At 41.2% G+C, this 26,206-nt stretch carries 18 protein-coding genes; 13 read left to right on the top strand and 5 right to left on the bottom strand.

Going from position 1 to position 26,206, the window contains the following annotated elements; all coding sequences use genetic code 11:
- Nucleotides 1–21: 21 nt before the first annotated feature.
- The 3 genes from I6E24_RS00995 to I6E24_RS00985 form a co-directional block, all read right to left on the bottom strand.
- Nucleotides 22–639, bottom strand: coding sequence for an L-threonylcarbamoyladenylate synthase (locus tag I6E24_RS00995; protein ID WP_235325517.1), 618 nt, complete (start codon nt 637–639; stop codon nt 22–24).
- 58 nt (nt 640–697) lie between these two features.
- Nucleotides 698–2,695 carry an AAA family ATPase gene (locus I6E24_RS00990; RefSeq protein ID WP_235325515.1) on the bottom strand — a complete coding sequence of 666 codons (1,998 nt, stop codon included), beginning with the start codon at nt 2,693–2,695 and terminating at the stop codon, nt 698–700.
- A gap of 611 nt (nt 2,696–3,306) precedes the next feature.
- A complete protein-coding gene (locus I6E24_RS00985; RefSeq protein ID WP_235325514.1) occupies nt 3,307–4,383 on the bottom strand; it encodes a YeiH family protein in 1,077 nt (358 codons plus the stop codon).
- A 240-nt stretch (nt 4,384–4,623) separates the two neighbouring features.
- Between I6E24_RS00985 and I6E24_RS00980 the strand changes: the two genes are divergently transcribed.
- From I6E24_RS00980 to I6E24_RS00970, 3 genes are read left to right on the top strand one after another with little or no spacing between them, the layout of a single operon-like run.
- Nucleotides 4,624–5,241: a DUF5715 family protein gene (locus I6E24_RS00980; RefSeq protein WP_235325581.1), complete on the top strand. Its 618-nt coding sequence runs from the start codon at nt 4,624–4,626 to the stop codon at nt 5,239–5,241.
- A gap of 4 nt (nt 5,242–5,245) precedes the next feature.
- On the top strand, nt 5,246–5,998 hold the full coding sequence (gene truA / locus I6E24_RS00975; RefSeq protein WP_235325512.1) for a tRNA pseudouridine(38-40) synthase TruA: 753 nt from the start codon (nt 5,246–5,248) through the stop codon (nt 5,996–5,998).
- Nucleotides 5,999–6,025: 27 nt separating this feature from the next.
- Nucleotides 6,026–6,931, top strand: coding sequence for a DMT family transporter (locus tag I6E24_RS00970; RefSeq protein ID WP_235325510.1), 906 nt, complete (start codon nt 6,026–6,028; stop codon nt 6,929–6,931).
- Between the two features lie 84 nt (nt 6,932–7,015).
- Here I6E24_RS00970 and I6E24_RS00965 read toward each other — a convergent pair whose 3' ends face one another.
- Nucleotides 7,016–9,202, bottom strand: a complete 2,187-nt coding sequence (locus I6E24_RS00965; RefSeq protein ID WP_235325508.1) for a tetratricopeptide repeat protein — start codon at nt 9,200–9,202, stop codon at nt 7,016–7,018.
- Nucleotides 9,203–9,283: 81 nt separating this feature from the next.
- Here I6E24_RS00965 and mfd point away from each other — a divergent pair, with 81 nt between their 5' ends.
- The 8 genes from mfd to I6E24_RS00925 all read left to right on the top strand — a co-directional run bounded on the left by mfd (nt 9,284) and on the right by I6E24_RS00925 (nt 23,419).
- Nucleotides 9,284–12,655, top strand: a complete 3,372-nt coding sequence (gene mfd, locus I6E24_RS00960; protein ID WP_235325506.1) for a transcription-repair coupling factor — start codon at nt 9,284–9,286, stop codon at nt 12,653–12,655.
- 37 nt (nt 12,656–12,692) lie between these two features.
- A complete protein-coding gene (locus I6E24_RS00955) occupies nt 12,693–15,986 on the top strand; it encodes a S41 family peptidase (protein WP_235325504.1) in 3,294 nt (1,097 codons plus the stop codon).
- Nucleotides 15,987–16,263: 277 nt separating this feature from the next.
- A complete protein-coding gene (locus I6E24_RS00950) occupies nt 16,264–17,859 on the top strand; it encodes an ATP-binding protein (protein WP_235325502.1) in 1,596 nt (531 codons plus the stop codon).
- A gap of 165 nt (nt 17,860–18,024) precedes the next feature.
- Nucleotides 18,025–18,585 (top strand): cytochrome c nitrite reductase small subunit, encoded by a 561-nt coding sequence (nrfH, locus tag I6E24_RS00945; protein ID WP_204401063.1) that lies wholly within the window; start codon nt 18,025–18,027, stop codon nt 18,583–18,585.
- Between the two features lie 20 nt (nt 18,586–18,605).
- Nucleotides 18,606–20,081: an ammonia-forming cytochrome c nitrite reductase gene (nrfA, locus tag I6E24_RS00940; protein WP_235325500.1), complete on the top strand. Its 1,476-nt coding sequence runs from the start codon at nt 18,606–18,608 to the stop codon at nt 20,079–20,081.
- A 7-nt stretch (nt 20,082–20,088) separates the two neighbouring features.
- Entirely contained in the window at nt 20,089–21,327 is a 1,239-nt protein-coding gene (locus I6E24_RS00935; RefSeq protein ID WP_235325498.1) for a cytochrome c biogenesis protein ResB, read from the top strand.
- Nucleotides 21,327–22,115: a cytochrome c biogenesis protein CcsA gene (gene ccsA / locus I6E24_RS00930; protein ID WP_235325579.1), complete on the top strand. Its 789-nt coding sequence runs from the start codon at nt 21,327–21,329 to the stop codon at nt 22,113–22,115. Before I6E24_RS00935 ends, ccsA begins: the two co-directional genes overlap by 1 nt.
- Before the next feature lie 17 nt (nt 22,116–22,132).
- Nucleotides 22,133–23,419, top strand: coding sequence for an alginate export family protein (locus tag I6E24_RS00925; RefSeq protein ID WP_235325496.1), 1,287 nt, complete (start codon nt 22,133–22,135; stop codon nt 23,417–23,419).
- 49 nt (nt 23,420–23,468) lie between these two features.
- Here I6E24_RS00925 and I6E24_RS00920 read toward each other — a convergent pair whose 3' ends face one another.
- A complete protein-coding gene (locus I6E24_RS00920; RefSeq protein ID WP_235325494.1) occupies nt 23,469–24,161 on the bottom strand; it encodes a Crp/Fnr family transcriptional regulator in 693 nt (230 codons plus the stop codon).
- Nucleotides 24,162–24,335: 174 nt separating this feature from the next.
- On the opposite strand from I6E24_RS00920, the gene I6E24_RS00915 reads away from it, so the two are divergent.
- The gene (locus tag I6E24_RS00915; RefSeq protein ID WP_235325492.1) at nt 24,336–24,851 is read left to right on the top strand and encodes a pyridoxamine 5'-phosphate oxidase family protein; all 516 of its coding nucleotides are present in this window, start codon (nt 24,336–24,338) and stop codon (nt 24,849–24,851) included.
- A gap of 21 nt (nt 24,852–24,872) precedes the next feature.
- On the top strand, nt 24,873–26,021 hold the full coding sequence (locus tag I6E24_RS00910) for an aspartate aminotransferase family protein (RefSeq protein ID WP_235325490.1): 1,149 nt from the start codon (nt 24,873–24,875) through the stop codon (nt 26,019–26,021).
- Nucleotides 26,022–26,206 lie beyond the last annotated feature (185 nt).

The raw sequence follows: 26,206 nt of genomic DNA, 5'->3' as shown, positions 1-26,206 counted from the left end.
AATTATTTATTTGTTTAAAAATTATTCGTCCAATATACCTTTCCCTTGGCGTATTATTTCCGGCTCATCTTCAATGCAGTTTATAACAGTGGATGGATCCAGACCTCCTATACCTCCATCTATAACGATGTCAGTATCGTTGCCGAATTTTTCGAATATCAGTTCCGGGTCGGTAACATATTCTGGATCTTCATTTTCTTCCAGCGGAAGTGTGGTAGACAGGATTGGGGCGTCTATCATACGGCATATTTCCCTGATTATATCGTTGTCAGGTACACGTATACCTACTTCCTTTCTGTTTCTGAATATTTTCGGCAGACGGCTGTCGGCCTTCAAAATAAATGTGAAGGGACCGGGCAGATTCCGCTTCATAAGCTTGAAAGTCGTGTTGCTGACTTTGGCATATTCGCTTATGTTACTTAAGTCATAACAAATAATTGACAGATGATGTTTACGAGAATCTATTTTTTTTAGTTTGCAGATGCGTTCTATCGGACGTTCTTTCAGTGCATGACAGCCTATGGCATACATCGTATCGGTGGGATAGATTATTATTCCTCCATCGTTAAGCGTGTCTGCTATAGTCTGCAGAGTGTCAATGCTGTTGTTTTTACTGTACAGCTTTATTAATGTCCCCATAATGTTTCTTTAAAATCTGAATATTTGCAAAAATAATAAAAAATATTGAGAAATATTATTATTTGTGTTTCTTTCTTAATTCTTCTGCTATCCTGTATTGTATTTCTGCTTCGTATTCCATGCCGGCAGCCTCAAGTGCTTCGCCGAAGAACTGATGTGCTCCCGCATTCTCCGGTTTCAGGCTTGTGGCTCTGTCCAGATCGGAGATTGCTTCCTCTGTCCTGCCGGTGAATAGTCTGAGCTTGCCACGGTTGTAGATGGCTTTGAAATTGTTTGGCTGTATCTGTAGTGCATGGTTGAGGCATCTTTCTGCTTCTTCTATGTTGTCCTCGTCGAAATATGTTACTCCTTTTCTTACCCATGCGTCCACAAATTCAGGGTACAGCTCTATGGCCTTGTCGAAATTGGCGTGTGCGGCTCTGGTATCTTTAGCTTTCGTGATACATTCATTTCCCATCAGATAGTATTCGTGGGCATATTTCTTCAGGTTCTCCTTTTGTTTGCGGAGTTCTTCTTTGAGCGACTTGTTTTCTTCCTTCAGTTTGTTTATTATGCCAAGCTTCTTTCGTATAAATCTCTGTATAAGAGGTTTCTCTATGTCGTATCGGCTATGTATGGCTTTGAAAAAGCTGTCAAGGAATTCCGCAAAATGACCTTTGTCGAATTCTTTAACCGCATTTTCGTATTCAATGTCTGCCTGTGCTTTTTTCATCGCTCTGTCTATAGACATGCTGTCGTTGAACCTTTGGGCAAATTCTGTTATCTCAGGCTTTACGAATATGTCTGTACGGGCTATTTCCTTTTTCAACTGGATTCCTTCGAGCGATGTACACCGGCTTAGAGCTACGTATGTTTGTCCGCCGGCGAATACTCCTACGGTGAAATCTATAATTACGCGGTTGAATGTAAGTCCCTGACTTTTATGTACAGTAATAGCCCATGCCAGTTTGATGGGAAACTGCTTGAATGTCCCGAGTTCCTCTTCTTCTATTTTCTTTTCCTGTTCGTTGTAGTGGTATCGTATGTTGCTCCAGCTTTCCTGCTCTACATAGAATTCCCTTCCTTCTTCGGTTGTGATGCTAATGCTTCCGTCGGCTACGAATCCTGTAATTGTACCCAATGTGCCATTTACCCAGCGTTTTTCCATATCGTTCTTTATGAAAATTATCTGAGCTCCTTTTTTTACGGTCAGTTCCATGTTGGTAGGAAGGCTGCTTTCCGGAAATTCGCCTTTTATCTCGCCTTTTAAAACAACTGGGGGACTGTCTATCTCGTCAAGTTTTCTTTCGTTTATGTAATCTACGCTGTCCCTTCTGGTAGCAAGAGTGATGTACATATCGTTTTCGTTTTTTGATATGGGGGCGTTGAAACGGGTATTAAGGAGTTGCAGGTCGGCTGCACGTGCTGTATTGTTGCGTATATGGTCCAGTATACCTACAAACGCCTTGTCTGTTTGTCGGTACACTTTTTTCAGTTCTATTGATACCAACTCCATCTGGCGGAATACATTTGCCGAGAAGAAATATGGGTTAGGATAGAACTTGCTGAGTATCTCTTTTTCATCACTTTTCACAACAGGTTCCAGCTGAAAGACATCTCCAACGAGCAATAGCTGTTTTCCTCCGAAAGGTTCGCGCATGTTACCGGAATATACTCTTAGAATCTTGTCAATGAAATCGATGATATCCGCCCTGACCATTGAAATTTCGTCTATTATGATAAGTTCCAGACTTTTCAGGAGTTTTCTGTGATTGGAAGTATATTTCAACGACTCATGAAGTCTGCCACCTTTGAATTTTGGGTCATCAGGAAGCAAAGGATGAAACGGGAGTTTGAAAAAACTGTGCATTGTACTTCCTCCTGCATTAATGGCAGCAATGCCTGTAGGTGCCAGGACTACATATTTCTTCTTTGTATTCTGGCAGATATATTTCAGGAAAGTAGATTTTCCTGTTCCGGCTTTTCCTGTGAGAAAAACGGACTGATGGGTATATTGGATTAGCTTTAATGCATTTTGGAACTCTTCGTTGCTTGTGTCTATACCTGATGTAGTCATTTTGGGGACGGTAAGTTTCTTTATATTTTCTTGTTCTGAATGCGAATATAGTAATTAAATTTTAAAGTTGTGATAATAATTGGTTGTGTCATTTATTGATATGTAAAAAAGCGCCTGTAAATTAATACAGACGCTTTTCTTTATTTCCAGACCTCACGGTCATAATTTTCAAATTACTAGGGTCGTTGTGACCCGAAACTTTTTACTTTCTGTTTGCCATGTTGTCGTTCAACATTACATAACCCCAAATCATTGGGTCTGCATTGGCAATCTTGTTAAAAATACTTTTTACCTTTTTCATAATGTTATCCTTTCTTCTTTAAGTTAATAATAACTTTTCTTTTCTCTCGGGCGAACCTCACGGCTGGCCTTCGATTTTTACCTTAATCATTTTACCTATTTACCTTAAAATTATTTATGTGTTTAGTTAAGTTTAGGACCTGTCGGTCTTTAATTACACTGCAAAGATAAGGCCTTTTTTTTCACAAAATATGTTATGCGACATGTTTTTCAATTTTTATAGCTTTTTATTGATGTAAATCAAATAAAAGTATTATAGCTGACATTTTTGTCATGTAATATTGTCTGTATAATATTTTTTTGTCATGTTATTATCCCAATATAGGAACAAGATATTTTGTAATCAGGTATCCTCCGCCTACGAGCCAGATATAAAGCAGTCCGGCAAGAACGAATGGTTTTGCGCCTGCCTGTTTGAACTTGTCAATGCTTGTGTCTGTTCCCAGTGCTGTCATAGCCATTGTGAGCATGAATGTGTCAATATATTCAATAGCGCCATTCAGAGGTATTTCTTTTACGCTGTCTACACCAAGAAGATACTGAAGAAGTGAGTTGAGACAGATTATACCGATGAAACCGAATGCAAACCAAGGAATTGTGATTTTACTTTTCTGTGTTTTACCGTTTTCGTCCTTGGTCTTACGTCCTGAAAGGGCGATACCCATTATAACAAGTACCGGAGCAAGCATCATTACGCGTATCATTTTTGTGATAGTGGCTGTACCGGCTATTCCCAATGAGTCTGTAGGGTCCATGGCATTTCCGGCTCCTGCCACGTGAGCCACTTCGTGAAGGGTACTTCCTGTATATATTGCCACGCCGGTATCTCCCAGCGCATCAAGCATTCCTGAACGGTACATGATAGGGTAGAGGAACATTGATATAGTTCCGAAAATAACCACTGTAGATACTGCGATAGCTGTTTTATGACCTTCGCATTTCACTACCGGTTCGGCTCCTAATACAGCAGCTGCACCACAGATGGCACTACCTGTAGCAGTCATCAGCGATGTATCTGCATCCATTTTCAGTAGCTTGCCAAGCCATATTCCCAGGAAGATTGTACCGGCTACTATTATTGTGTCTATAACCACTGCCGGTATTCCTACAGCTGCTACTTGTGTAAGTGTAAGGCGGAAACCATAGAGCACTATACCTGCACGAAGTATCTGTTTGGTGCAGAACTTAATTCCAGGTACCCATGTCTCAGGCAGTTTGTTTCTCAGACTGTTGGCATATAGCATACCAAGGAAGATACCTACAATCAGCGGACTGAATGACAAACTTTTTACGAATGGAATTTCTGCGATGTAGAATGCGGAGAAAGAGAATAGTGCGATAAGCAGAATACCGTGTATGGTATTGGCGCGATTTTCTTTTGTAAACATATTGTTCTTGTTTAATATTATAGTTTCTTATTTTCGGCTGCAAAGATAATGCTTTTGCCAATACTTTGTTTTTCATCTTATTTTATAGCTTATAACTTTTGGTAATAGCTAAAATACCGAATAATTACAGTGGTGTACTTTTATTATGTCAAGCATTATTGTTAATTTTGCGTCCGAAAATATAAATATAACGGAATGAAGAATTTATTTGGTGCTCTCTGCGCATTTGCTATAGTTGTAATGGCATTCTCATCGTGCGGAGACAAGAGTATGAAGATGAATAATCCACGTAATATAAAAGGAGTGGTGAGTTACAAACGTTCTTTTGGCGATTTGAATGCCGTACAGCTCAAGACAGCAAAGGCTATAGGTATAACCCCTGTGGCATCGCGCGAAGAAGCTGAACATCTGAAGAAAAAATTGGTAAAAATAGAACCATGCGAGTATTATGACATGGATTCGCTTACACATTCCATTCCTTATCTTGTTCCTACAGCCAGTGCATTGCTTGAATCTATAGGCGAGAATTTTCTTGATTCGCTCGAAAGCAAGGGACTTAATCCTAATAAGATTATCGTAACTTCTGTTACACGTACTAAAGAAGACGTTAAACGACTTAGACGTACAAACGTTAACGCTTCAATGAACTCATGTCACTTTTACGGCACAACATTCGATATTAGCTGGAAGAGATTTACCAAGGTGGAAGATCCTGACGGACGACCAATGCAGGATGTACGCGCTGATACACTTAAGCTGGTTCTGTCGGAGGTGCTTCGCGATTTGAAGAAAGAAGAAAGATGTTATGTCAAATATGAACTGAAACAGGGATGTTTCCATATCACAGCAAGAAAATAACGGAATGAACAGATATTTTATTTACCTGGCTTATGACGGTACGAACTATCACGGATGGCAGATCCAGCCAAACGGTGACAGTGTTCAGGAAACTCTGAACAGGGCTTTGGCTACATTCCTGAGGGATGAAAATATAGAAGTAGTTGGAGCCGGACGCACGGATGCCGGTGTACACGCCCGATTGATGGTTGCCCATTTTGATATCGATCGCGAGCTGGACTGTGCGCAGGTAACAGATAAGTTGAACCGTTTGCTGCCTCAGGACATATCGGTTTATAATGTGAAACGTGTACGTGAGGAAGCTCATGCGCGTTTTGATGCCACATATCGTACATATAAATATTACATTACTACGCGCAAAGATCCGTTTGCGCGTCATTATTCCTGGAGGTTATTCCAGAAACTTGATATTGAAAAGATGAATGAGGCAGCTGCCGTTCTTTTTGATTACATAGATTTCACAAGTTTCAGTAAACTCCATACTGACGTTAAAACCAATAATTGCAAGATAATGCATGCCGAGTGGACTCAGTGTGGAGAGGATGAATGGGTATTTACCATTCAGGCAGACAGATTTTTGCGCAACATGGTGCGTGCTGTGGTAGGTACACTGGTAGAAGTGGGACGCGGAAAACTCTCTGTCGACGGTTTCCGTAAGGTTATTGAAGACAAGAACCGTTGCAGTGCAGGAACCTCTGTTCCGGCTCATGCCCTGTTCCTTGTTGATATAGGTTATCCTGAGGATTTGTTTTTATAAAAACTCAAGAACTTAAAAACTAAATATATGTGGTTACTTTTAGCATTCTGCTCAGCGGCATTGCTGGGCTTTTATGATGTGTTCAAGAAGAAATCGTTGGCAAATAATGCTGTTCTTCCTGTGCTCGGACTGAATACATTGTTTTCCAGTCTTATATTTATTCCTTTTATACTGATTTCGCATTTCAGTCCTGAAGTGCTTGACGGCTCTTTGTTTTATGTTCCCGATGCAGGCTGGGAAGTGCACAAATTCATTATCCTAAAGTCGTTTATAGTGCTTGGCTCATGGGTGTTCGGTTATTTCGGTATGAAGCATCTGCCTCTTACTATAGTAGGACCTATCAATGCGACACGACCTGTGATGACACTCGTAGGCGCACTTCTTATATTTGGCGAACGACTGAATCTGTATCAGTGGATTGGAGTGTTGCTTGCCATTATATCTTTTTTCCTTTTAAGCCGTTCAGGTAAAAAAGAAGGGATTGACTTTAAGCACGACCGTTGGGTATGGTTTGTTGTACTGGCGGCTGTTTTGGGAGCTATAAGCGGACTTTACGACAAGTATCTTATGGGGCAGTTCAATAACATGGTGGTGCAGGCATGGTATAATATCTACCAGCTGTTCCTTATGGGAGGTGTGATACTTTTCCTTTGGTGGCCAAGGCGTAAGCATGGAACTCCTTTCCGTTGGGACTGGTGTATTATTCTGATTTCGATATTTCTTTCTGCTGCCGATTTTGTGTATTTCTATGCCTTGTCGATGGAAGATTCGATGATTTCAATTGTTTCAATGGTAAGACGAAGCAGTGTTGTTGTTTCCTTCCTGTTCGGAGCAATGGTATTCCGTGAGAAGAATCTCAAGAGCAAGGCCGTGGATTTGCTTCTGGTGTTGATAAGTATGTTGTTCCTGTATTTGGGAAACGTGTTGGGATAGTAATTAGATCTTGAAATATGGAAAATGTTTAGCTCCTGTTTAAACAGTATTTAAATACCGTTTAAACAGGAGCTAAATTTATGTTTATGATATTGTCATATCCGGAATCATATTGAGCAGAACCTCATCAACCCCCTTACTCTTTAGGGTCTTTATATCAGATGAGAATATCTCATAGAATGAAGATTTCTTGTCTTGCAGTTCAATTGCTTTTTTATAGAATGAGATAGCGCTTTTTATATCGTTGTTCACCAGATATACATGCCCTATATTCATCCAGTCTTCCGCTATGGCATCTTTCTTTTCCAGTATTTTGGTGTACATGTCTATCGCATCGTCATATCTGTCCATCATGAAATAACACCATGCGATTGCCCTTTGAGCCGAAGTCTTGCCTTTAGTCATGTATTCCACCTTGAACATATATCTCAGGGCTTCATCGTATATACCTTCAGTGATGAGTGCCTGCCCTATCTGGGTGCAGATGCTCAGGTCATCCGGGTTTATCTGCTCGGCTTCTTTCAGATATTCGTGTACAAGGTCATAGCGTTTTTTCTTTTTATAGCAAAGTGCTATGTTTTTAAGTGTCCATATATTCCCCGGAGAAAGGATATCGGCTTGCTTAAGCAGTTCCAGTGCTTTGTCGTAACTCTTATTTAAAATATTCACATACGCTATTTTCTGCAAAGCTTCGTAATCATTAGGATTGTCATCGATGATGTCCATATAGGCAAATACAGCGTCATCCACATGTCCTTTGGCGAACAGATAGTCTGCCAGTTGTTTTAGTTTGCCGCTTTCTTTTACTATTTTTCGTATTGATATGTTTTGCCACAAGGCAATTTTATCCGAGAATATATCTAATTTCTCATTATACTTTCTCCAAAGTTTGCAGAAACGGTATAAGTCCTGTATGAAAAGTCTGCTTTCGGTCTGTCGTTTTTTCTTTTCAGTAGCTATACCTTCTAATTCTTCATTCATTTTGTTCTGTGCAGTAAGTCCTGTATTCATCGCATCCAAAGGCAGGTTAGGCATAGTCTTGAAAGTCAGACATAAAGAAAATCTGTCGGAATTACACATGTCTGTAGCTTTCATCAGGGTTTCGATGAATGGCTTATAATTGTTTTTTTTGTCCGCCATCATTTCATGTATTACCGGCACTTCCGGACTGAAGATGTAGAACCAGTGTGACGGTTCGTAGAAGAAAGGATAGCTTTTCAGATTTGAGAATGTGCACATGTTTGTGTCCGCTCCTTCCTGACGCAGCATGTCCAGTTCTTTTATCTGATCTTTGATTTTCTCTATGTTCTCTTTCCACTCAGGATTCTCTTCTATAATATCTTCAATAAACTCTTCAATATTCATGTCTGACATATCATCGATAGGTGATGTCAGCTCCGTAGATTGCATTATCGAAGGTATTATCTCGTCTCTCATCTTCTTGTTTATGTTCTCTGTGTCAAGTGATAAAACCATTTGTATGATTACAGTATAGAAATCATCCAGGAAATATGGATTATCTTTCATCAGATTTATTTCGTCCAGAAGATAAGGGTATGAATAGTCGATTGTTTCACTTTGAAGGTGTATCGCTATCATTATACCCACTAAAGCACGTTGTGTGATTACAGGGCTTTTGCATTTCAGATAGATATGCAAAAGCGTCCTGAACTTATATATATCAAGCATGTATATGAGGCTCAGACATAAAGCCGATGTGAATAATGCTTTGTCATTGTCGGATATTTTTTCTGATTCTATTATCGAAAGTGCTCCGTTATAATCCTCCTCGTTCCATACTACAGGCCGCCAGGTCTTGTTGAATAACTCTTCAAGTATTGATTGTCTTATTTTAATTTGAGTTTCTGTAAGTTCTGTCCGGTATGGTTCTTCATACATGTCGGAGATTCTGATGTCTTTTTGTCTTTCTTCCAGTTTCTGCAGTATTTCAGCGTATCCTTTCGAAGGGCTATGTTTTTCCTCTCTGTATGTTTGTGAAACGTATGAACTGTCATTTTCCAGCATATTCTGAATTTTTACTCTTTCATTAAGAATAAATGCTTTTCTTAATAATTGGGTATACATTTCTTTCCTTTCCGGATCGTTCATACCTTGGCTGGTGTATTGCAGCATTAAGCCGTATGTGGTTTTCAGACTTTCAATGTCCGATTTTATCTGCCAGTTGTCTGTAGAAGATGCGTATTCATGAAGTTTTTCGAGAGCTTCTTTCAGTTTGTGGCTATAAATCAAATTTTTTATCTCGTTGTACATATACGGTAATTTCAATATTTATACTATTGCTGCAAAAATAATAACTTTTTCGTAAATTTGCACGAACTATTTTTCATAACGATGACTATTACAGAATTGCAAAACGTATATGCCGCTCATCCTAACACCAAAGGTTTGGCTTCGATTCTTAAGGATGGTGGCATAAAGACTGTTTATGTGGGCGGTGTGCATGCTTCGTGTGTATCATTGTTCTTTTCGGCATTTATAAAGAATAATCCATCAGTATATGTGTTTGTGCTTAATGACAGTGAGGAGGCCGGATATTTCTATCACGATATGGTTCAGGCCAATGGTGATGCGGATATCCTGTTTTTCCCTTCGTCGTACAGGCGTGCCATCAAGTATGGGCAGAAAGATGCTGCAAACGAGATTCTTCGCACCGAAGTGTTGAGCCGTCTGGAAAAGAGGGATAATCTGGCGGTGGTTACTTATCCTGAAGCTTTGGCGGAAAAAGTGGTGTCGAAGAAGCTTCTGACGGACAAGACCGTTTCGCTCAAGGTTGGTCAGAATGTTGAGACTGACACTATAGCTGCACAATTGATATCGTTGGGGTTCGATCATGTGGACTATGTTTACGAGCCGGGGCAGTTTGCCACACGTGGAAGTATTCTCGATGTGTTTTCCTTTGCGTCAGAGTATCCTTACCGTATAGACTTCTTTGGTGACGAGATAGACAGTATACGAACTTTTGAGGTTGAATCGCAGTTATCGAAAGAGAAGAAGACTGCTGTAAATATAGTTCCGGAGTTGACAGGAGTTACCGGCGATTCGGTGACATTCCTTGATTTTCTTCCATCACACGCTTTGCTGTGTGTGAAAGACCTGTTATGGGTAAGGGAAAGGATACAGAGTATTCATGATGAAGTTCTTTCATCGCAGGCTATAGCTGCTGCCGAAGACGGTGACAATGAGGAACTGCCTGACATACAGAAAACCATTATTCAAGGAACTGATTTCACAGACAAGGCTCTTGATTTCAGAAGGATTGATTTTGGTTCAAAACCTATCGGTACACCTCAGGCAAGGTTGAAGTTTGAGACTTCTGTCCAGCCTATTTTCCATAAGAATTTTGATATGGTTTCGTCTTCTCTGAATGATTTCATCCAGAGAGGGTATAAGATATATATATGTTCCGACAGCTCCAAACAGACTGACCGACTGAAGGATATATTCAAGGAGAGGGGAGATAATATAGTATTTGAACCGGTAGATCGCACTCTTCATGAAGGTTTCGTAGATCATACAATGCGTTTGTGTATATTCACCGACCATCAGATATTCGACCGTTTCCATAAATACAATCTCCGCAGCGACAAGGCACGTAGCGGTAAAGTTGCACTTTCGCTTAAGGAACTTAATCAGTTTGAACCTGGAGACTATGTCGTTCATATAGACCATGGTATAGGCCGTTTTGCCGGACTGGTACGCATACCTAACGGGAATACCACTCAGGAAGTAATCAAGTTGATTTATCAGAATGATGATGTGGTGTTCGTGTCAATCCATTCGCTTCATAAGATTTCCAAATATAAGGGCAAGGAAGGCGAGCCGCCAAGAATAAGCAAATTGGGAACAGGCGCGTGGGAGAAAATCAAGGAACGCACCAAGACCAAGATAAAGGACATAGCCCGCGACCTTATAAAACTTTATTCGCAGCGCAAACAGGAAAAAGGTTTCAAGTACAGTCCGGACAGTTTCTTGCAGCATGAGCTGGAAGCTTCGTTCCTGTATGAAGATACTCCGGACCAGTCGAAAGCTACCCAGGAGGTTAAAGCCGATATGGAGAGCGACCGTCCTATGGACAGACTTGTCTGTGGAGACGTAGGTTTCGGAAAGACGGAAGTTGCCGTAAGAGCGGCTTTCAAGGCTGTGGCAGACAATAAACAGGTGGCAGTACTTGTCCCTACAACTGTTCTTGCATACCAGCATTTCCAGACTTTCAAGAAACGACTTGAGGGATTGCCTTGCAAGGTGGAATATCTTAGCCGTGCACGTACGGCCAAGGATACCAGTAGAATTTTGAAAGAGCTTGCCGACGGTCAGATAAATATCCTTATCGGTACTCACAAGATAATAGGAAAGAGTGTCAAGTTCAAGGATTTGGGCTTGCTTATCATAGACGAGGAACAGAAGTTCGGGGTAAGTGTGAAAGAAAAACTACGTCAGATAAAGGTGAATGTTGATACACTTACTATGACGGCCACACCTATTCCGCGCACCCTCCAGTTCTCGCTTATGGGCGCAAGAGACCTGTCTGTAATTCAGACACCACCGCCTAACAGATATCCTATACAGACCGAGGTTCATACTTTCAACGAGGAGATAATAACCGAGGCTATAAACTTCGAGATGAGCCGCAACGGTCAGGTGTTCTTTGTGAACAACCGCATACAGAACCTTGCGGAGCTGAAGGCTCTGATAGAAAGAAACATACCAGATTGCCGTGTGTGTATAGGTCACGGTCAGATGCAGCCCGATGAACTGGAGAAGATTATTTTCGATTTCGTTAATTACGATTACGACGTACTTCTTGCTACAACCATAATAGAAAGCGGTATAGACATTCCGAACGCCAATACCATTATAATAAATCAGGCGCAGAACTTCGGTCTGAGCGACCTTCATCAGATGCGCGGACGTGTGGGACGCGGAAACAAGAAAGCCTTCTGCTATCTGCTTGCACCGCCTTTAAGCTCTCTCACTCCGGAAGCACGCCGCCGTCTGCAGGCAATAGAGAACTTCAGCGATTTGGGCAGCGGTATTCATATCGCAATGCAGGATCTTGACATTCGTGGAGCTGGAAACATGCTGGGAGCCGAACAGAGCGGTTTCATTGCCGATTTGGGATATGAAACATATCAGAAAATATTGGCAGAGGCAGTTACAGAACTTAAGAACGATGAGTTCTCCGAACTTTATGCCGATGAAGTGAAAGCTGGTGATGAGGTTTTGAGCGGCGAAGGTTTCGTAGATGAATGTACCGTAGAGAGCGACCTCGAACTCTTGTTCCCTAACGAATATATACCGAGCAGCAGCGAAAGAATGTTGCTCTACCGTGAGCTTGACAAACTGGAACTCGACAAAGATGTAGAAGATTTCAAAGCGCGTCTGATAGACCGTTTCGGAGCAATTCCGCCTGAAGGGGAAGAGCTGATACGTATAGTTCCGTTGAGACGTATCGCCAAGCGTCTTGGTATAGAGAAGATATTCCTGAAATCAGGACGTATGACACTCTTCTTTGTAAGCAATCCTGACAGTCCGTACTATCAGAGTGAGGCTTTCGGCAAGATGATAGGCTATATGTCGCGCTATCCGCGCCAATGTAATCTCAGGGAACAGAACGGAAAACGCAGCATGATTATCAAGGATATAAAAGATGTGCAGTCGGCTGTAAGGGAATTGCAGGAAATAACGAGCATACAAGCTGGATAAATAAAATAATATAGAACTGAAATATAATATTTGAATAATGAGAAAGAATATTCTAATGCTGATACTTGGTGCGGGAGCTTTGACTGCTCAGGCTGCAAGTATTAATCCTTTATGGATGCGTGATGTACGCATATCGCCCGATGGTAAATCAGTGGTTTTCTGCTATAAGGGGGATGTGTATAAGGTTAGTTCCGACGGTGGACAGGCTGTTCAGCTTACCACACAGGAGTCGTATGAATCGGACCCGGTATGGTCGCCCGACGGTAAGCAAATAGCTTTTGCAAGCGACCGTTATGGTAATCAGGATGTGTTCATTATGTCGGCTGATGGTGGTCCGGCACGCAGACTTACCCTTAATTCTGCGTCAGAGATACCTACAGCTTTCAGTACCGACGGCAAGTTCGTCTATTTTTCCGCATCTATTCAGGACCCTGCACAGAGTGCTCTTTTCCCTACTTCGGCTATGACTGAACTTTATAAAGTTCCAGCAGAAGGAGGAAAAACTTTACAGGTTCTTGCCACTCCTGCCGAAATGGTTGAGTTTAATAATGAAGGCGATTTGTTCCTTTATCAGGACTGTAAGGGGTATGAAGATGAGTGGAGAAAGCATCATACTTCTTCCGTAACACGTGATGTCTGGTTATATGATACAAAAAGCGGAAAGCATACCAATCTTACAGAGCGTGCAGGTGAAGACAGAAATCCTGTATTCTCGGATGATGAGAAGACCGTATTTTTCCTAAGTGAAAGAAACGGAGGATCTTTTAATGTCTATTCTTTCCCACTTTCGGACCCAAAGAATGTGAGTCAGATTTCCGACTTTAAGGTTCATCCCGTAAGATTCCTTTCGGTTGGTGACGGAAATAAATTGTGCTACTCTTATAATGGTGAGATTTATACTCAGAACCTTGGAGAAAAGCCAAAGAAACTGAATGTTACTGTTGTGAGAGATGATGAGGCTATGCCTGAAAATATGAGCTTCACACGTGGCGCAAGTGAGGCGGTAGTATCTCCAGACGGTAAACAGGTGGCATTTATTGTGCGTGGTGAGGTTTTTGTGACTTCTGTAGAATACAATACCACCAAGCGGATAACCAATACTCCGGAAGCAGAGAAAGGTGTTTCTTTCGGGGCAGACAACCGCACTTTGGTTTATGCAAGCGAAAGAGGAGGTAACTGGGAACTATATCTGGCTAAGATTGCCCGTAAGGATGATCCTAATTTCCCTAACGCCACACTTATAGAGGAAGAAGCTTTGCTGCCTTCAACATCGGTGGAACGTGGATATCCTAAGTTCTCTCCCGACGGTAAGGAAGTGGCTTTCATTGAAGACAGAAACAAACTTATGGTGGTGAACCTCGAATCGAAGAAAGTAAGACAGATCACCGATGGTTCTACATGGTATAATACTTACGGAGGATTTGAGTATTCATGGAGTCCTGACGGAAAGTGGTTCACTCTTGAATTTATAGGTCACAAACACGATCCTTACACTGACATAGGTATTGTTAAGGCCGACGGAAAAGGAGATATTGTGAATATTACAGGAAGCGGTTACACAAGCGGTTCTCCTCGCTGGGTTATGGATGGTAATGCTCTTCTTTTCACTACCGAGAGATATGGTATGCGTAATCATGCTTCATGGGGCTCGCTGGATGATGTAATGATAGTCTTCATGAATCAGGACTCATATGATAAATTCCGTCTTAGCAAGGAGGATTATGAAATAGAGAAGGCTCTGAAGGAAGAACAGGAGAAGGCTTCCAAGAAGGAAAACAACTCTAAGGGCGACAAGAGTTCAAAGAAAGACGATAAAAAATCAAAGAAGGGTGATGATGCCGACAAGAAGGACGAAGAATCTGTAAAACCTGTAGAAGTTGAAACAGATGGCATAGAAGACCGTATCGTACGTCTTACTCCTAACTCATCAAGCATAGCTTCTGCTATTATTTCAGAGGATGGAGAGAAGCTTTACTATCTGTCTTCATTCGAGGGTGGATATGATATGTGGAAGTTGGACCTGAGAAAAAAAGAAACCAAGCTCCTGCATAAGATGGATGCCGGATGGGGAGATATGCAGACCGACAAGGAAGGTAAGGCTGTATTTATTCTTGGTGGTAGCAATATGCAGAAAATGGATGCTTCGTCCGAGTCTCTGAAGCCTATAACATATAAGGCTGAAATGAAAATGGACCTTGCCGCAGAACGTGAATATATGTTCAATCATGTATATAAACAGGAGAAAAAACGTTTCTATGAGGTTAATATGCATGGAGTAGACTGGGAAGGACTTACCGCGGCTTATCGCCGTTTCTTGCCTCATATCTCAAATAATTATGACTTTGCAGAGATGCTTAGTGAGTGGCTTGGCGAACTTAATGTTTCGCATACCGGTGCAAGCTATCGTCCGTCTTCAAAGACTGAGGCTACAGCAAACTTGGGATTACTGTACGACTGGGAATATTCCGGTAAGGGACTTCGTATTTCTGAAGTTGTGGCCAAAGGTCCGTTTGACAGAAAGAATTCCAAAGTTGAGGCCGGAAATATAATTGAAAAGATTGACGGCAGTGTTATAGACAAGGATACAGATTATACAACTCTCCTTAACGGAAAGGCCGGTAAGAAGGTGCTTGTATCTGTTTATAATCCAGAATCCGGTGAAAGATGGGATGAAGTGGTTAAACCGGTTACAAGTGGTGCCATGAGTTCCCTTTTGTATAAACGTTGGGTTAAGCAGCGTGCCGAGGAGGTAGAGAAACTTTCCGGTGGACGTCTGGGCTATGTTCATGTCCAGTCTATGGACGACGGAAGTTTCCGTACAGTATATTCTGATATCTTAGGTAAGTACAATAATTGTGAAGGAATTGTTATCGATACACGTTTCAATGGTGGAGGTCGCCTGCATGAGGATATCGAGGTGCTGTTTAGTGGCAAGAAATACTTCACACAGGTGGTAAGAGGTCGTGAAGCTTGTGATATGCCAAGCCGCAGATGGAACAAGCCTTCTATTATGCTTCAGTGTGAGGCTAATTACTCTAATGCTCATGGAACTCCGTGGGTATATAAGCATAAAGGTATAGGCAAACTGGTGGGTGCTCCTGTTCCAGGAACTATGACAAGTGTCAACTGGGAGCGTCTTCAGGACCCTACACTTGTATTCGGTATTCCTGTGGTAGGTTATCGTTTGCCTGACGGAAGCTATTTGGAAAATACACAGCTTGAACCTGATATCTATATCCTGAACTCTCCTGAAACTATTGTTAAAGGTGAGGATACTCAGCTGAAGGCTGCTGTAGAGGAATTGCTGAAAGAAATCGATTCGGGCAAGTAAGGCTTAAAAATACTTAAAAAAAACGTGGGCAAATTTTAGGTAAAACGTGGGCATGTTTTAAGTCAAATTTGCTCACGTTTTTTTTCTGATGTCTGAACGAATGAAAACACTCCTGAATTTATACGATTTATGCTGGCGAAGAAGTTATAAAAGAAAATTCTTTTTTTGTTGCGGATTTTAATATTATTGATTGGTCAAACCGAAAATTTATCTTTCATTTTGTTCTTCACTTTGTTTGTATTATCTTTATCGCATCAATGTAAAATAAATAATAAGCATGAAGTATCCTATTGGAATCCAAAGTTTTGATCGTATTATAGAAGAAGGTTATGTCTATGTAGACAAAACAGATTTGATATACAGTTTGACACACGATGGTGGAATATATTTTCTTAGTCGTCCACGCCGTTTTGGTAAGAGTCTTCTTGTATCAACTATAGAAAACTATTATCTGGGTCGTAAAGACTTGTTCAAGGGATTGGCAATGGAAAAACTTGAAAATGAATGGAACATACATCCGGTCTTTCATGTGGATTTTAATAGTACAAACTTCAGTAATCCTGGTGAACTGGAGAAAAAACTGATTTTTTATGTATCAGAATGGGAGCGTAATTTTAATTTGCCGGACAGGACAGATATACTTGGAATAGGAGATAGGTTTGTGGAAGTTCTTCGTGCTGCACATGAACAGACTGGATATCGTGCTGTTGTTTTGATTGATGAATATGACAAACCAATGCTGGATGTACTCGATATAGACTATGAATTGGAAGAAACGCATCGTAATGTTTTGAAATCTTTCTATTCTGCATTTAAGAGTGCTGATGCTCATTTACAGTTTGTATTTCTTACAGGTGTTACTAAATTTTCTCAGGTCAGTGTGTTCAGCGGTTTTAATCAACCCAAGGATATAAGTTTGGACAGACGATATGAGTCGCTTTGCGGAATCACTCAGAATGAGTTGGAGAATTATTTTGCAGAACCAATGACTGCAATGGCATCTGAGTACAGATGTACAACGGATGAAATTAAGCAAATGCTAAAACAGAAATATGACGGTTATCATTTCAGTGACCGTATGACTGACGTTTACAATCCTTTCAGTCTTCTTAATGCTTTTGATAGTGTAAGTATGAATAATTTTTGGTTCAGTTCCGGTACACCTACATATCTTATTCGCCTTCTTTCGCATTCTAAAGAAAATATGAATGAACTTACAGGAAAATATTACCGTCCGGAACAATTTATAGATTATAAGGCAGATATAGAGCGTCCTCTTCCTATGATTTATCAGAGTGGCTATCTGACTATAAAGGATTATGATATGCGCCGAAACCGGTTCCTTCTGGATTTTCCGAACAATGAGGTTAAGGATGGTTTACTGACTGCATTGGCTTCGTCTTATCTTCAACCTCGTACATACGTGAGTAACTGGATTGATGATGCTGTTGACGCATTTGAATCGGGTGAACCGGAGACTCTTCATACATTGTTTACATCCTTTTTCGCAAGTATTCCTTATACGATGCGTCGTAAAGATAACGAACAGGAGAGAGAACGGTATTTCCAATATACTTTTTATTTAATAATGCGTCTTATTAGTGTATATACTGTGTATGTGGAAAAAGTTCAGAGTCAGGGACGGGTGGATTGTGTCGTGGAAACATCTGATTATGTATATATATTCGAGTTCAAGCTTGATGGTACAGCTGATGAGGCTGTTCAGCAAATAGAAGAGAGAGGTTATGCGCGCGAATATGCTTCGGATAGTAGGAAAGTATATAAAATAGGTGTAAGCTTTTCTTCTGAAACAGGTACTATTAATGAGTGGAAAACAGTTTTCTCTAATCTGAACAATAGGGAAACTTGTTAATAGTTTTTGTAAATGTCTTTATAATTTTATTAACCACAGCAATGGGCTGACGCAATACCTAATTTCTTCATTTTGCCATAGTGCACGATAAAATATATCGTCTGTGTCATAATTATTACACCATTTTTCCATAAAAAATGTTTTATTTGCAAAAAAGTATAATTTATGACACTATCTAAACGACAAAAGATTTTTATATCTGTTGTATCAGGAATAATTGTAGGAGGAGGATTGTTTTTTCTCTACTTGCTGAGGGCGCATACATATCTCACGGATGAGCCTTCTGCTTGTGTGAACTGCCATATCATGTCGCCTTATTATGCAACGTGGATGCACAGCTCCCATTCAAGGGATGCAACGTGTAATGACTGTCATGTACCGCATGAGAATTTCGTCAGGAAATGGACTTTCAAGGGTATGGACGGAATGAAACATGTTGCGGCTTTTCTGACAAGTTCCGAACCTCAGGTCATACAGGCCCATCCCGCAAGTTCACAGGTTATAATGAATAATTGTATCAGGTGTCACCAGCAATTGAATACGGAATTTGTGGAAACGGGACGCATAGATTATATGATGTCCGAAGTAGGAAAAGGTAAGGCATGCTGGGACTGCCACAGAGATGTTCCCCATGGTGGAAAAAACAGTCTTTCTTCCACTCCTGCGGCTATTGTGCCGTTGCCAGACTCTCCTGTTCCGGAATGGCTTAGAAAAATGAAGAAGTAAAATAATTAAATCTAGAGTATATGATGAATAATTTTAAATCTTGGCATGGATGGTTATTGTTTTTTGTTTCAATGGCCGTAGTTTTTTGTTTGGGATTAGCGGTGTCTGCTCTGTCCGAACGTAGGGCAGAGGTGGTGAGCATCTTCAACAACAGGAAGAACCCTATGAAGGGAATCGTTCCACAGAATGAGAAGTTCCAGAGTGATTTTCCTCGTGAATATCAGACGTGGACAGAAACTGCCATAACTGATTTCCAGAGTGAGTTCAATGGAAACATCCAGGTTGATGTACTCGAGCAGCGTCCCGAAATGGTAATTCTATGGGCTGGCTATGCTTTCTCAAAAGATTATGCTACACCACGAGGACACATGCATGCCATAGAGGATATCCGTGCAACTCTACGTACAGGAGCCCCTCAGACTGCAAACGACGGACCACAACCTTCGACCTGTTGGACTTGTAAGAGTCCGGACGTTCCACGTATGATGCAGGAAATAGGAGTTGATTCATTCTATAACAACAAGTGGGCAGCTTTCGGTTCTGAGATTGTAAACCCAATAGGATGTTCGGATTGTCATGATTCCGAGACTATGGACCTTCACATCAGCCGTCCGGCACTGATTGAAGCTTTTGCCCGTCAGGGAAAAGACATAACAAAGGCTACACCACAGGAAATGCGCTCACTGGTATGTGCGCAGTGTCATGTGGAATACTACTTTAAGGGTGACGGAAAATATCTGACTTTCCCGTGGGATAAAGGTATGACTGTTGAGGCTATGGAGCAGTATTACGATGAAAACAATTTCTCTGATTATACTCACGCATTGAGCCGTGCTCCGATTATCAAGGCGCAGCATCCAGACTATGAGATTTCGCAGATGGGAATACACGGACAGCGTGGAGTATCATGTGCCGACTGCCACATGCCTTATAAGAGTGAAGGCGGATTGAAATTCAGTGACCACCATATCCAGAGCCCGCTTGCCATGATAGACCGTACATGTCAGGTTTGTCATCGTGAAAGCGAAGAGACTTTGCGAAACAATGTTTACGAACGTCAGCGTAAGGCTAATGAAATAAGAAACCGTCTTGAAAAGGAACTTGCGTCTGCACATATAGAAGCCAAGTTCGCATGGGATAAGGGTGCTACTGAAACTGAGATGAAACCTGTATTGAAGCTTCTTCGCGAAGCGCAGTGGAGATGGGATTTTGGAGTCGCTTCACACGGAGCTGCATTCCATGCACCTCAGGAGATACAGAGGATCCTTTCGCATGGACTCGACAGAGCTTTGCAGGCACGACTCTCTATATCAAAGGTTCTTGCAAAGCATGGATATACAGACAATGTTCCTATGCCTGATATTTCTACAAAGGAAAAGGCTCAGAAATACATCGGACTCGATATCCCTGCCGAGAAAGCTGCCAAAGAACGTTTTATGAACAATACTGTTCCTGGATGGCTGAAAGAAGCAAAGGCTAACGGACGTATTATCTAAAATTGATATGTGGAATAATTCTTGGGGACTGAAAGAAGGTATAATGACCTGTGGCGGACTTGTCGTCATAGGTCTTATACTTCATATTATTACCGGTGCTGTTGATTGGAACAGTTTTGCCAGTCCGCTTAATGTATATATCTTGGTGCTGTATGTGGCCGCCTTGATAGTGCTCTATCTTTTAAGGTCGAAGCTGTATTTCGTACGTTGGGCTATGTCGTATAAGGCTGCTGTTCCGTCTTTGATTGCTGTTGTTCTCCTCACATTGCTTATGGGAATGATAAGGCAGGTGCCGTCTTCGGTACAGTCGGAAGATGTATTCATCTTGAACCGCATGCTTTCATTCTGGCCTTTTATTCTTGTCTATCTTTGGATGACTACTATCGTAGGACTGGTTTCTATAAGGAGTCTGTTTCATTTTCGCATCAGAAGAATACCGTTTCTGTTGAATCATCTTGGCCTGTTCATAGCCTTGGTTTCTGCTACTTTGGGAAGTGCCGATATGAAGAGACTTACGATGAACACCCGTATAGGTCAGGCGGAATGGCGTGCCACTGATGCTGATGGAAATGTGTACGAACTGCCGCTTGCCGTAGAACTGAAAGACTTCAGTATTGATGAATATCCTCCCAAGCTTATGCTGATAGATAATGCTACAGGCAAGGCTCTACCCTATGATGCCCCGGAACATATCTTGTTGGAGGAAGGGGTAAAATCAGGAATGTTGTCAGGATGGAATATTGAGATATCGGACAGAATAGAGATGGCGGCTTCTGTATCGGGGAATGACACTGTGAAGTATGTGGAATGGCCTAGCACCGGAGCAACTTATGCCGTAAATGTTAGAGCTGTATCGCCTGACGGCAAACAGACTGTCAGCGGATGGGTAAGTTGCGGAAGTTTCCTTTTCCCTTATCAGGCATTGCGTCTTGACAATGATTGTAGCCTTGTCATGCCCGACAGGGAGCCTCGCCGTTATTCATCCGATGTTATGATTTATACTGAGAGCGGCAAAACTCTGGAAGAGACAATAGAGGTGAACAGACCTGCCGAGATAGAAGGTTGGAAGATATATCAGCTTAGCTATGACGAAAGTAAAGGACGCTGGAGCGATATAAGTGTTTTTGAACTGGTTTCAGACCCGTGGTTACCTGCTGTATATGTCGGAATTATAATGATAATGCTGGGAGCTGTATGTATGTTTGTGACAGCACAGAAGAACAATAAAGTAAAAACTGAAAAATGATGAGTTGGGACTGGTTTATATATTTTGCCGTTTTGTCTGTGGTATTGTGGACTGCAGGTTCTTGGAATGCCTTTAAAGGGTCACAGTCGAAGGCATGTGTTTTCACTATTGCCGGACTCCTTGTGTTCGGTACCTTCATAGGTCTGTTGTGGGCATCATTGGAACGTCCTCCACTGCGCACTATGGGAGAGACTCGCCTCTGGTACTCTTTCTTTTTGCCATTGGCCGGATTGATTACTTACATCAGATGGAAATATAAATGGATACTCGGATTCAGTACAATGCTGTCCGTGGTATTTATATGTGTAAACATACTTAAACCTGAAATCCACAACAAGGCGCTGATGCCTGCATTGCAGAGTCCGTGGTTTGCCCCTCATGTCATTATCTATATGTTCGCATACGCTATGCTCGGAGCATCTGCCCTGATGGGCATTTATCTGCTGTTTGTAAAGAAAACCGGATGTGACAATAAGGAGATGGCTTTATGCGATAATCTGGTGTATGTAGGTCTGTCATTCATGACTTTGGGAATGCTGACCGGTGCCTTGTGGGCTAAAGAGGCATGGGGACACTACTGGTCGTGGGACCCTAAAGAAACATGGGCGGCTGTGACATGGTTTTCGTATCTTACATACATCCATATAAGGATAGGGATGCAGGACAGGAGAAAAACTTCGCTGTACATACTGCTGTTGTCGTTCGTATTCCTACAGATGTGCTGGTGGGGTATAAACTACCTTCCTTCTGCCCAGGGCAGCAGTATCCACACGTATAATATGAACTGATTAAAACCTTGAAATTTATGGGAAAAATAAGTTTACATTTTTTGATTCCATTCCTTCTTATGGGGAATGCATCATTGTCTTATGCTCAAGATGACAAAAAAGCGGATGACAGTTTCTGGGTGTCAGCCCAGATTCGTACAAGGGGAGAATACCGTAATGGTGCATTGTATCCCCGGGATAAAGGAGAGTCTCCGGCCGGATTCGTAAACGAGCGTGCCAGACTTACATTCGGTTATGAACGTCAGAAACTGGCTTTAAGGTTTTCTGCACAGCATGTAGGTGTATGGGGACAGGATGCCCTTATTGATAAAAACGGGCGTTTCATATTGAATGAGGCATGGGCATCTTTCAATATGAATGACTATTGGTTTGTGCAGCTGGGTAGGCAGGCGTTGGTGTACGATGATGAACGAATTCTCGGAAGCCTTGACTGGAATGTTGCCGGACGTTATCATGACGCGTTGAAGATAGGATATAAGAACAATGGCCATCAGCTTCATGGAATATTTGCTTTCAATCAGAATGACGAGAACGTAATAGGAGGAACATTCTATGACAGCAGTAAAACCAAGCTCTACAAGAATATGCAGACGTTGTGGTATCATTATGATTGCGCATCAACACCTCTGCAGGTTTCATTGCTTGCGATGAACATTGGTCAGGAAGGTGGAGATGCCGCGACAAGGAAGGCTGATACCAAATACATGCAGACTTTCGGTACTTATATCAAATATATGCCGGACTCATGGAACATCTCAGGATCGTTCTATTATCAGACCGGTAAAAATACGGCTTCACGCACAGTTTCCGCTTATATGGGAAATATAGACCTCTCATATAGTATAAACAGATTATGGTCTGTGGGTATAGGTACAGACTATTTGAGCGGAACCAGCGATGCAGACGGAAAATATAAGGCGTTCAATCCTCTATATGGCACACATCATAAGTTTTACGGAGGAATGGATTATTTCTATGCCACAGATTTTGCGACCGGTTATAATCCGGGCCTTTCGGATACTCATGTGGGAGTTGACTTCAAGGTATCAAATGCTGTATCTATGGGGCTGAACTATCATTATTTTGCTACAGCGGTCAAGCTGGACAACCTGAAACGTACACTTGGTTCTGAGATTGACTATCAGTTGAACTGGAAAATAATGAAAGATGTAAGTATGTCATTAGGTTATTCCGTTATGTTCGGAACCTCAACAATGGATGTTGTAAAAGGTGGAAACCACAGCAGTTGGCAAGACTGGGGATGGGTTTCGCTAAATATAAACCCAAGAATTTTTATAAAATGACATAAATGATTATGAAAGGTCATTCAGTTTGCGGGATGGCCTTTTTCTTTTACAGAACAAAATTCTTTATAGCTTTCAGATTCAGTTCTATATAGTTGTTCTCCTTACGGGTAATAATACCTTCCTTTTCCATCTTGTTGAATTCCGTCGAAAGGGCAGGGCGTGTGACATTAAAGTATTCTGCCAGCTGGGTGATGGTATGTGTAAGCTTTATTGTAGAAGATTTTTTGTCAATTCTTTTCATCAGATATACCAGTATTCTTTCGCGGATGGTTTTTCTGGACAGTACATCCAGCCTCATAGTGGTACACACATTGCAATTTCCCGAGACACAAAGGAAATTTTTTAATATATCAGGGTATTTACTTATCAGCTCGAATGTGGAGTCTTTGGTAGCTGTCAGTAATACAGATTTCTCTATAGTCTTAAATGTAGCGGGCAGACGGTTGTCCTTCTTGAAGAGGTGAGGTGTAGCAAATGCTCTTGGCGATTCTATATATTCTATCAGGATCTCGTTGGCGTTAGCATCGATGATATTTACTTCCAATGTACCTTTAAGAAGTACATACAGATTGCAGCATACATTACCCTGTTCCAATACCACTGTGTTTTCATCAATATCATAAAGCTTTATATCAAGCTTTTTGATAATCTCGTGTTTGATGTTGTCTGGCAAATCACAAAACAGTGGTATTGACAACAGTTTCTCCTTGTAGTAATTATCGAAAGTTATTGTTTTCATCTTTGCTTTACAGTTTCAAATACAAAAGTATCTGTTTAATCTCTAATAGTCAAATATATTTACGTATTAATGTCTTTTATTTATTGCCAAATGCAGGTCTCTGTCATAAATCTTACATACTGATTGATGTAATGATAGTATTTTTGTGGCAGTTGAATGATTAATTTGTGGAATATGAGAAAAACAAGTCGTGAAATGGACAGCCAATGGGCATTGGAGGTGATGCGAAAGGCTCCGTATATAACTGTCAGTTTTACCAGAGCGGACGGTACTGCATACGGTGTGCCTCTTTCTCTGGCAAGCAAAGATGATAATGTATGGTATTTTCATTGTGCTCCGGAGGGAGATAAGCTTGATGCCATTGCTGTGAATCCGGAAGTATGCCTTTCTGCTGTAACCAAATGCCAGCCTACTGTAGGACCTAAAGACGGAACATTCACTCTCCAGTATCGTTCGGCTATCGCATTCGGAAAGGCTGAAATTGTAACTGACAATTATGAAAAGGTACTGGCTCTGAGATTGATAAGCCAACGTTTCTTGCCCAAACACATGGATGCTTTCGAAGAAGCGGTTGAGAGAAGTCTTCATCGTACGGCGGTTGTCAGGATAATCTTATTGGATCCTCCGACAGGGAAGCGTAAGCAGTATGATAAGAATGGTGATGAGATGAAGTATGGCAGGATGGAATAATAAAATACTAAAGAATTGCTTATGAATTTGTTTGATGTATATTCTGTATTTCCCATAAATATAGTTCGTGGAAAAGGCTGTTATGTATATGATGAGGTCGGAAATTCATATATGGATTTCTATGGCGGGCATGCTGTAATATCAATAGGGCATTCTCATCCGTATCTGATAAAATGTATGTATGAGCAGATGCAGAATCTGATGTTCTATTCTAACTCTGTGATTAATAAACTCCAGGAAAAACTTGCGTATGAATTAGGGGAAATATCCGGTTATCCGGATTACAGTACGTTCTTTGTCAATTCTGGAGCAGAAGCCAATGAGAATGCCCTTAAACTGGCATCGTTTCATACCGGAAAGAAAAAGGTTATAGCTTTCAAGAGTTCTTTCCATGGCCGTACGTCTGCTGCAGTGGAAGTGACAGACAATCCGCTGATAACCGCACCTATTAATTCCAATGACAATGTCTATTTTGCAGATATGAATATTGCCGAGATTGAGGACGTGCTGCGTAAAGGTGATGTATGTGCTGTGATAATAGAAGGAATATCGGGAGTGGGAGGAATAAGAATTCCTGATGATGAATTCCTCAAGGCTTTAAGAAAGCTTACCCAACAGTATAATGCCGTTCTCATTCTGGATGAGATACAATCCGGATACGGACGAACGGGAAAGTTCTTTGCCCATCAGTGGTGCGGCATAAAACCTGACATCATTACTGTGGCAAAAGGCATAGCAAATGGTTTCCCTTTCTCCGGAGTATTGATAAGCGATGCTTTCAAGCCGTGTAAGGGAATGCTTGGAACCACGTTTGGAGGAAATCATCTGGGATGTGCGGCTGCATTGTCGGTGATTCAGGTAATGAAAGATGAGCATCTTATAGAGAATGCCTATGAAGTAGGTTTCTATTTTATCGGTAAATTGCGTTCTTTGAATTCTCCGTTAATCAAGGAAGTGAGAGGGCGTGGACTGATGATAGGGATTGAGCTTACGGTTTCAGTTTCTGATATCCGCAATTCTTTGCTTTATGATTATCATATATTTACCGGATATTCAGGAAAAAATGTTCTGAGGATATTGCCGCCATTGTGTATCTCAAAATCGGAGGTGGATTGTTTTATAGATAAGTTTAACAAGTGTTTGCGTAAGATGGAATGCGGAAATGATTGAATTAAGAGCTGTTTAAATACTGTTTAAACGGTATTTAAATAGTATTTAAATAGTTCTTAAACTTGGCTTTTAGTTTTCTTTTCATTTTAGTTACAAACGTATGACATCATTTGTTTCCGGTTAAGTTTATTATTACCTTATGGTATTTATAATTTGTCAATTACTTTATTTTTGCGGATAAATAT

Origin of the sequence: Bacteroides caecigallinarum, from assembly GCF_021530995.1 — a bacterium.
GTDB classification, from domain to species: Bacteria; Bacteroidota; Bacteroidia; order Bacteroidales; family Bacteroidaceae; genus Phocaeicola; species Phocaeicola faecigallinarum.
This window is presented reverse-complemented; position numbering and strand designations above follow the sequence as displayed.

Coding starts and splice junctions, on each gene's coding strand:
- I6E24_RS00970 (WP_235325510.1), top strand. CDS start 6,026: ATGTGGTTACTTTTAGCATTCTGCTCAGCGGCATTGCTGGGCTTTTAT.
- nrfA (WP_235325500.1), top strand. CDS start 18,606: ATGATGAATAATTTTAAATCTTGGCATGGATGGTTATTGTTTTTTGTT.
- mfd (WP_235325506.1), top strand. CDS start 9,284: ATGACTATTACAGAATTGCAAAACGTATATGCCGCTCATCCTAACACC.
- I6E24_RS00955 (WP_235325504.1), top strand. CDS start 12,693: ATGAGAAAGAATATTCTAATGCTGATACTTGGTGCGGGAGCTTTGACT.
- I6E24_RS00965 (WP_235325508.1), bottom strand. CDS start 9,202: ATGTACAACGAGATAAAAAATTTGATTTATAGCCACAAACTGAAAGAA.
- I6E24_RS00980 (WP_235325581.1), top strand. CDS start 4,624: ATGGCATTCTCATCGTGCGGAGACAAGAGTATGAAGATGAATAATCCA.
- truA (WP_235325512.1), top strand. CDS start 5,246: ATGAACAGATATTTTATTTACCTGGCTTATGACGGTACGAACTATCAC.
- I6E24_RS00985 (WP_235325514.1), bottom strand. CDS start 4,383: ATGTTTACAAAAGAAAATCGCGCCAATACCATACACGGTATTCTGCTT.
- I6E24_RS00990 (WP_235325515.1), bottom strand. CDS start 2,695: ATGACTACATCAGGTATAGACACAAGCAACGAAGAGTTCCAAAATGCA.
- I6E24_RS00950 (WP_235325502.1), top strand. CDS start 16,264: ATGAAGTATCCTATTGGAATCCAAAGTTTTGATCGTATTATAGAAGAA.
- I6E24_RS00995 (WP_235325517.1), bottom strand. CDS start 639: ATGGGGACATTAATAAAGCTGTACAGTAAAAACAACAGCATTGACACT.
- I6E24_RS00935 (WP_235325498.1), top strand. CDS start 20,089: ATGTGGAATAATTCTTGGGGACTGAAAGAAGGTATAATGACCTGTGGC.
- nrfH (WP_204401063.1), top strand. CDS start 18,025: ATGACACTATCTAAACGACAAAAGATTTTTATATCTGTTGTATCAGGA.
- I6E24_RS00920 (WP_235325494.1), bottom strand. CDS start 24,161: ATGAAAACAATAACTTTCGATAATTACTACAAGGAGAAACTGTTGTCA.
- ccsA (WP_235325579.1), top strand. CDS start 21,327: ATGAGTTGGGACTGGTTTATATATTTTGCCGTTTTGTCTGTGGTATTG.
- I6E24_RS00915 (WP_235325492.1), top strand. CDS start 24,336: ATGAGAAAAACAAGTCGTGAAATGGACAGCCAATGGGCATTGGAGGTG.
- I6E24_RS00910 (WP_235325490.1), top strand. CDS start 24,873: ATGAATTTGTTTGATGTATATTCTGTATTTCCCATAAATATAGTTCGT.
- I6E24_RS00925 (WP_235325496.1), top strand. CDS start 22,133: ATGGGAAAAATAAGTTTACATTTTTTGATTCCATTCCTTCTTATGGGG.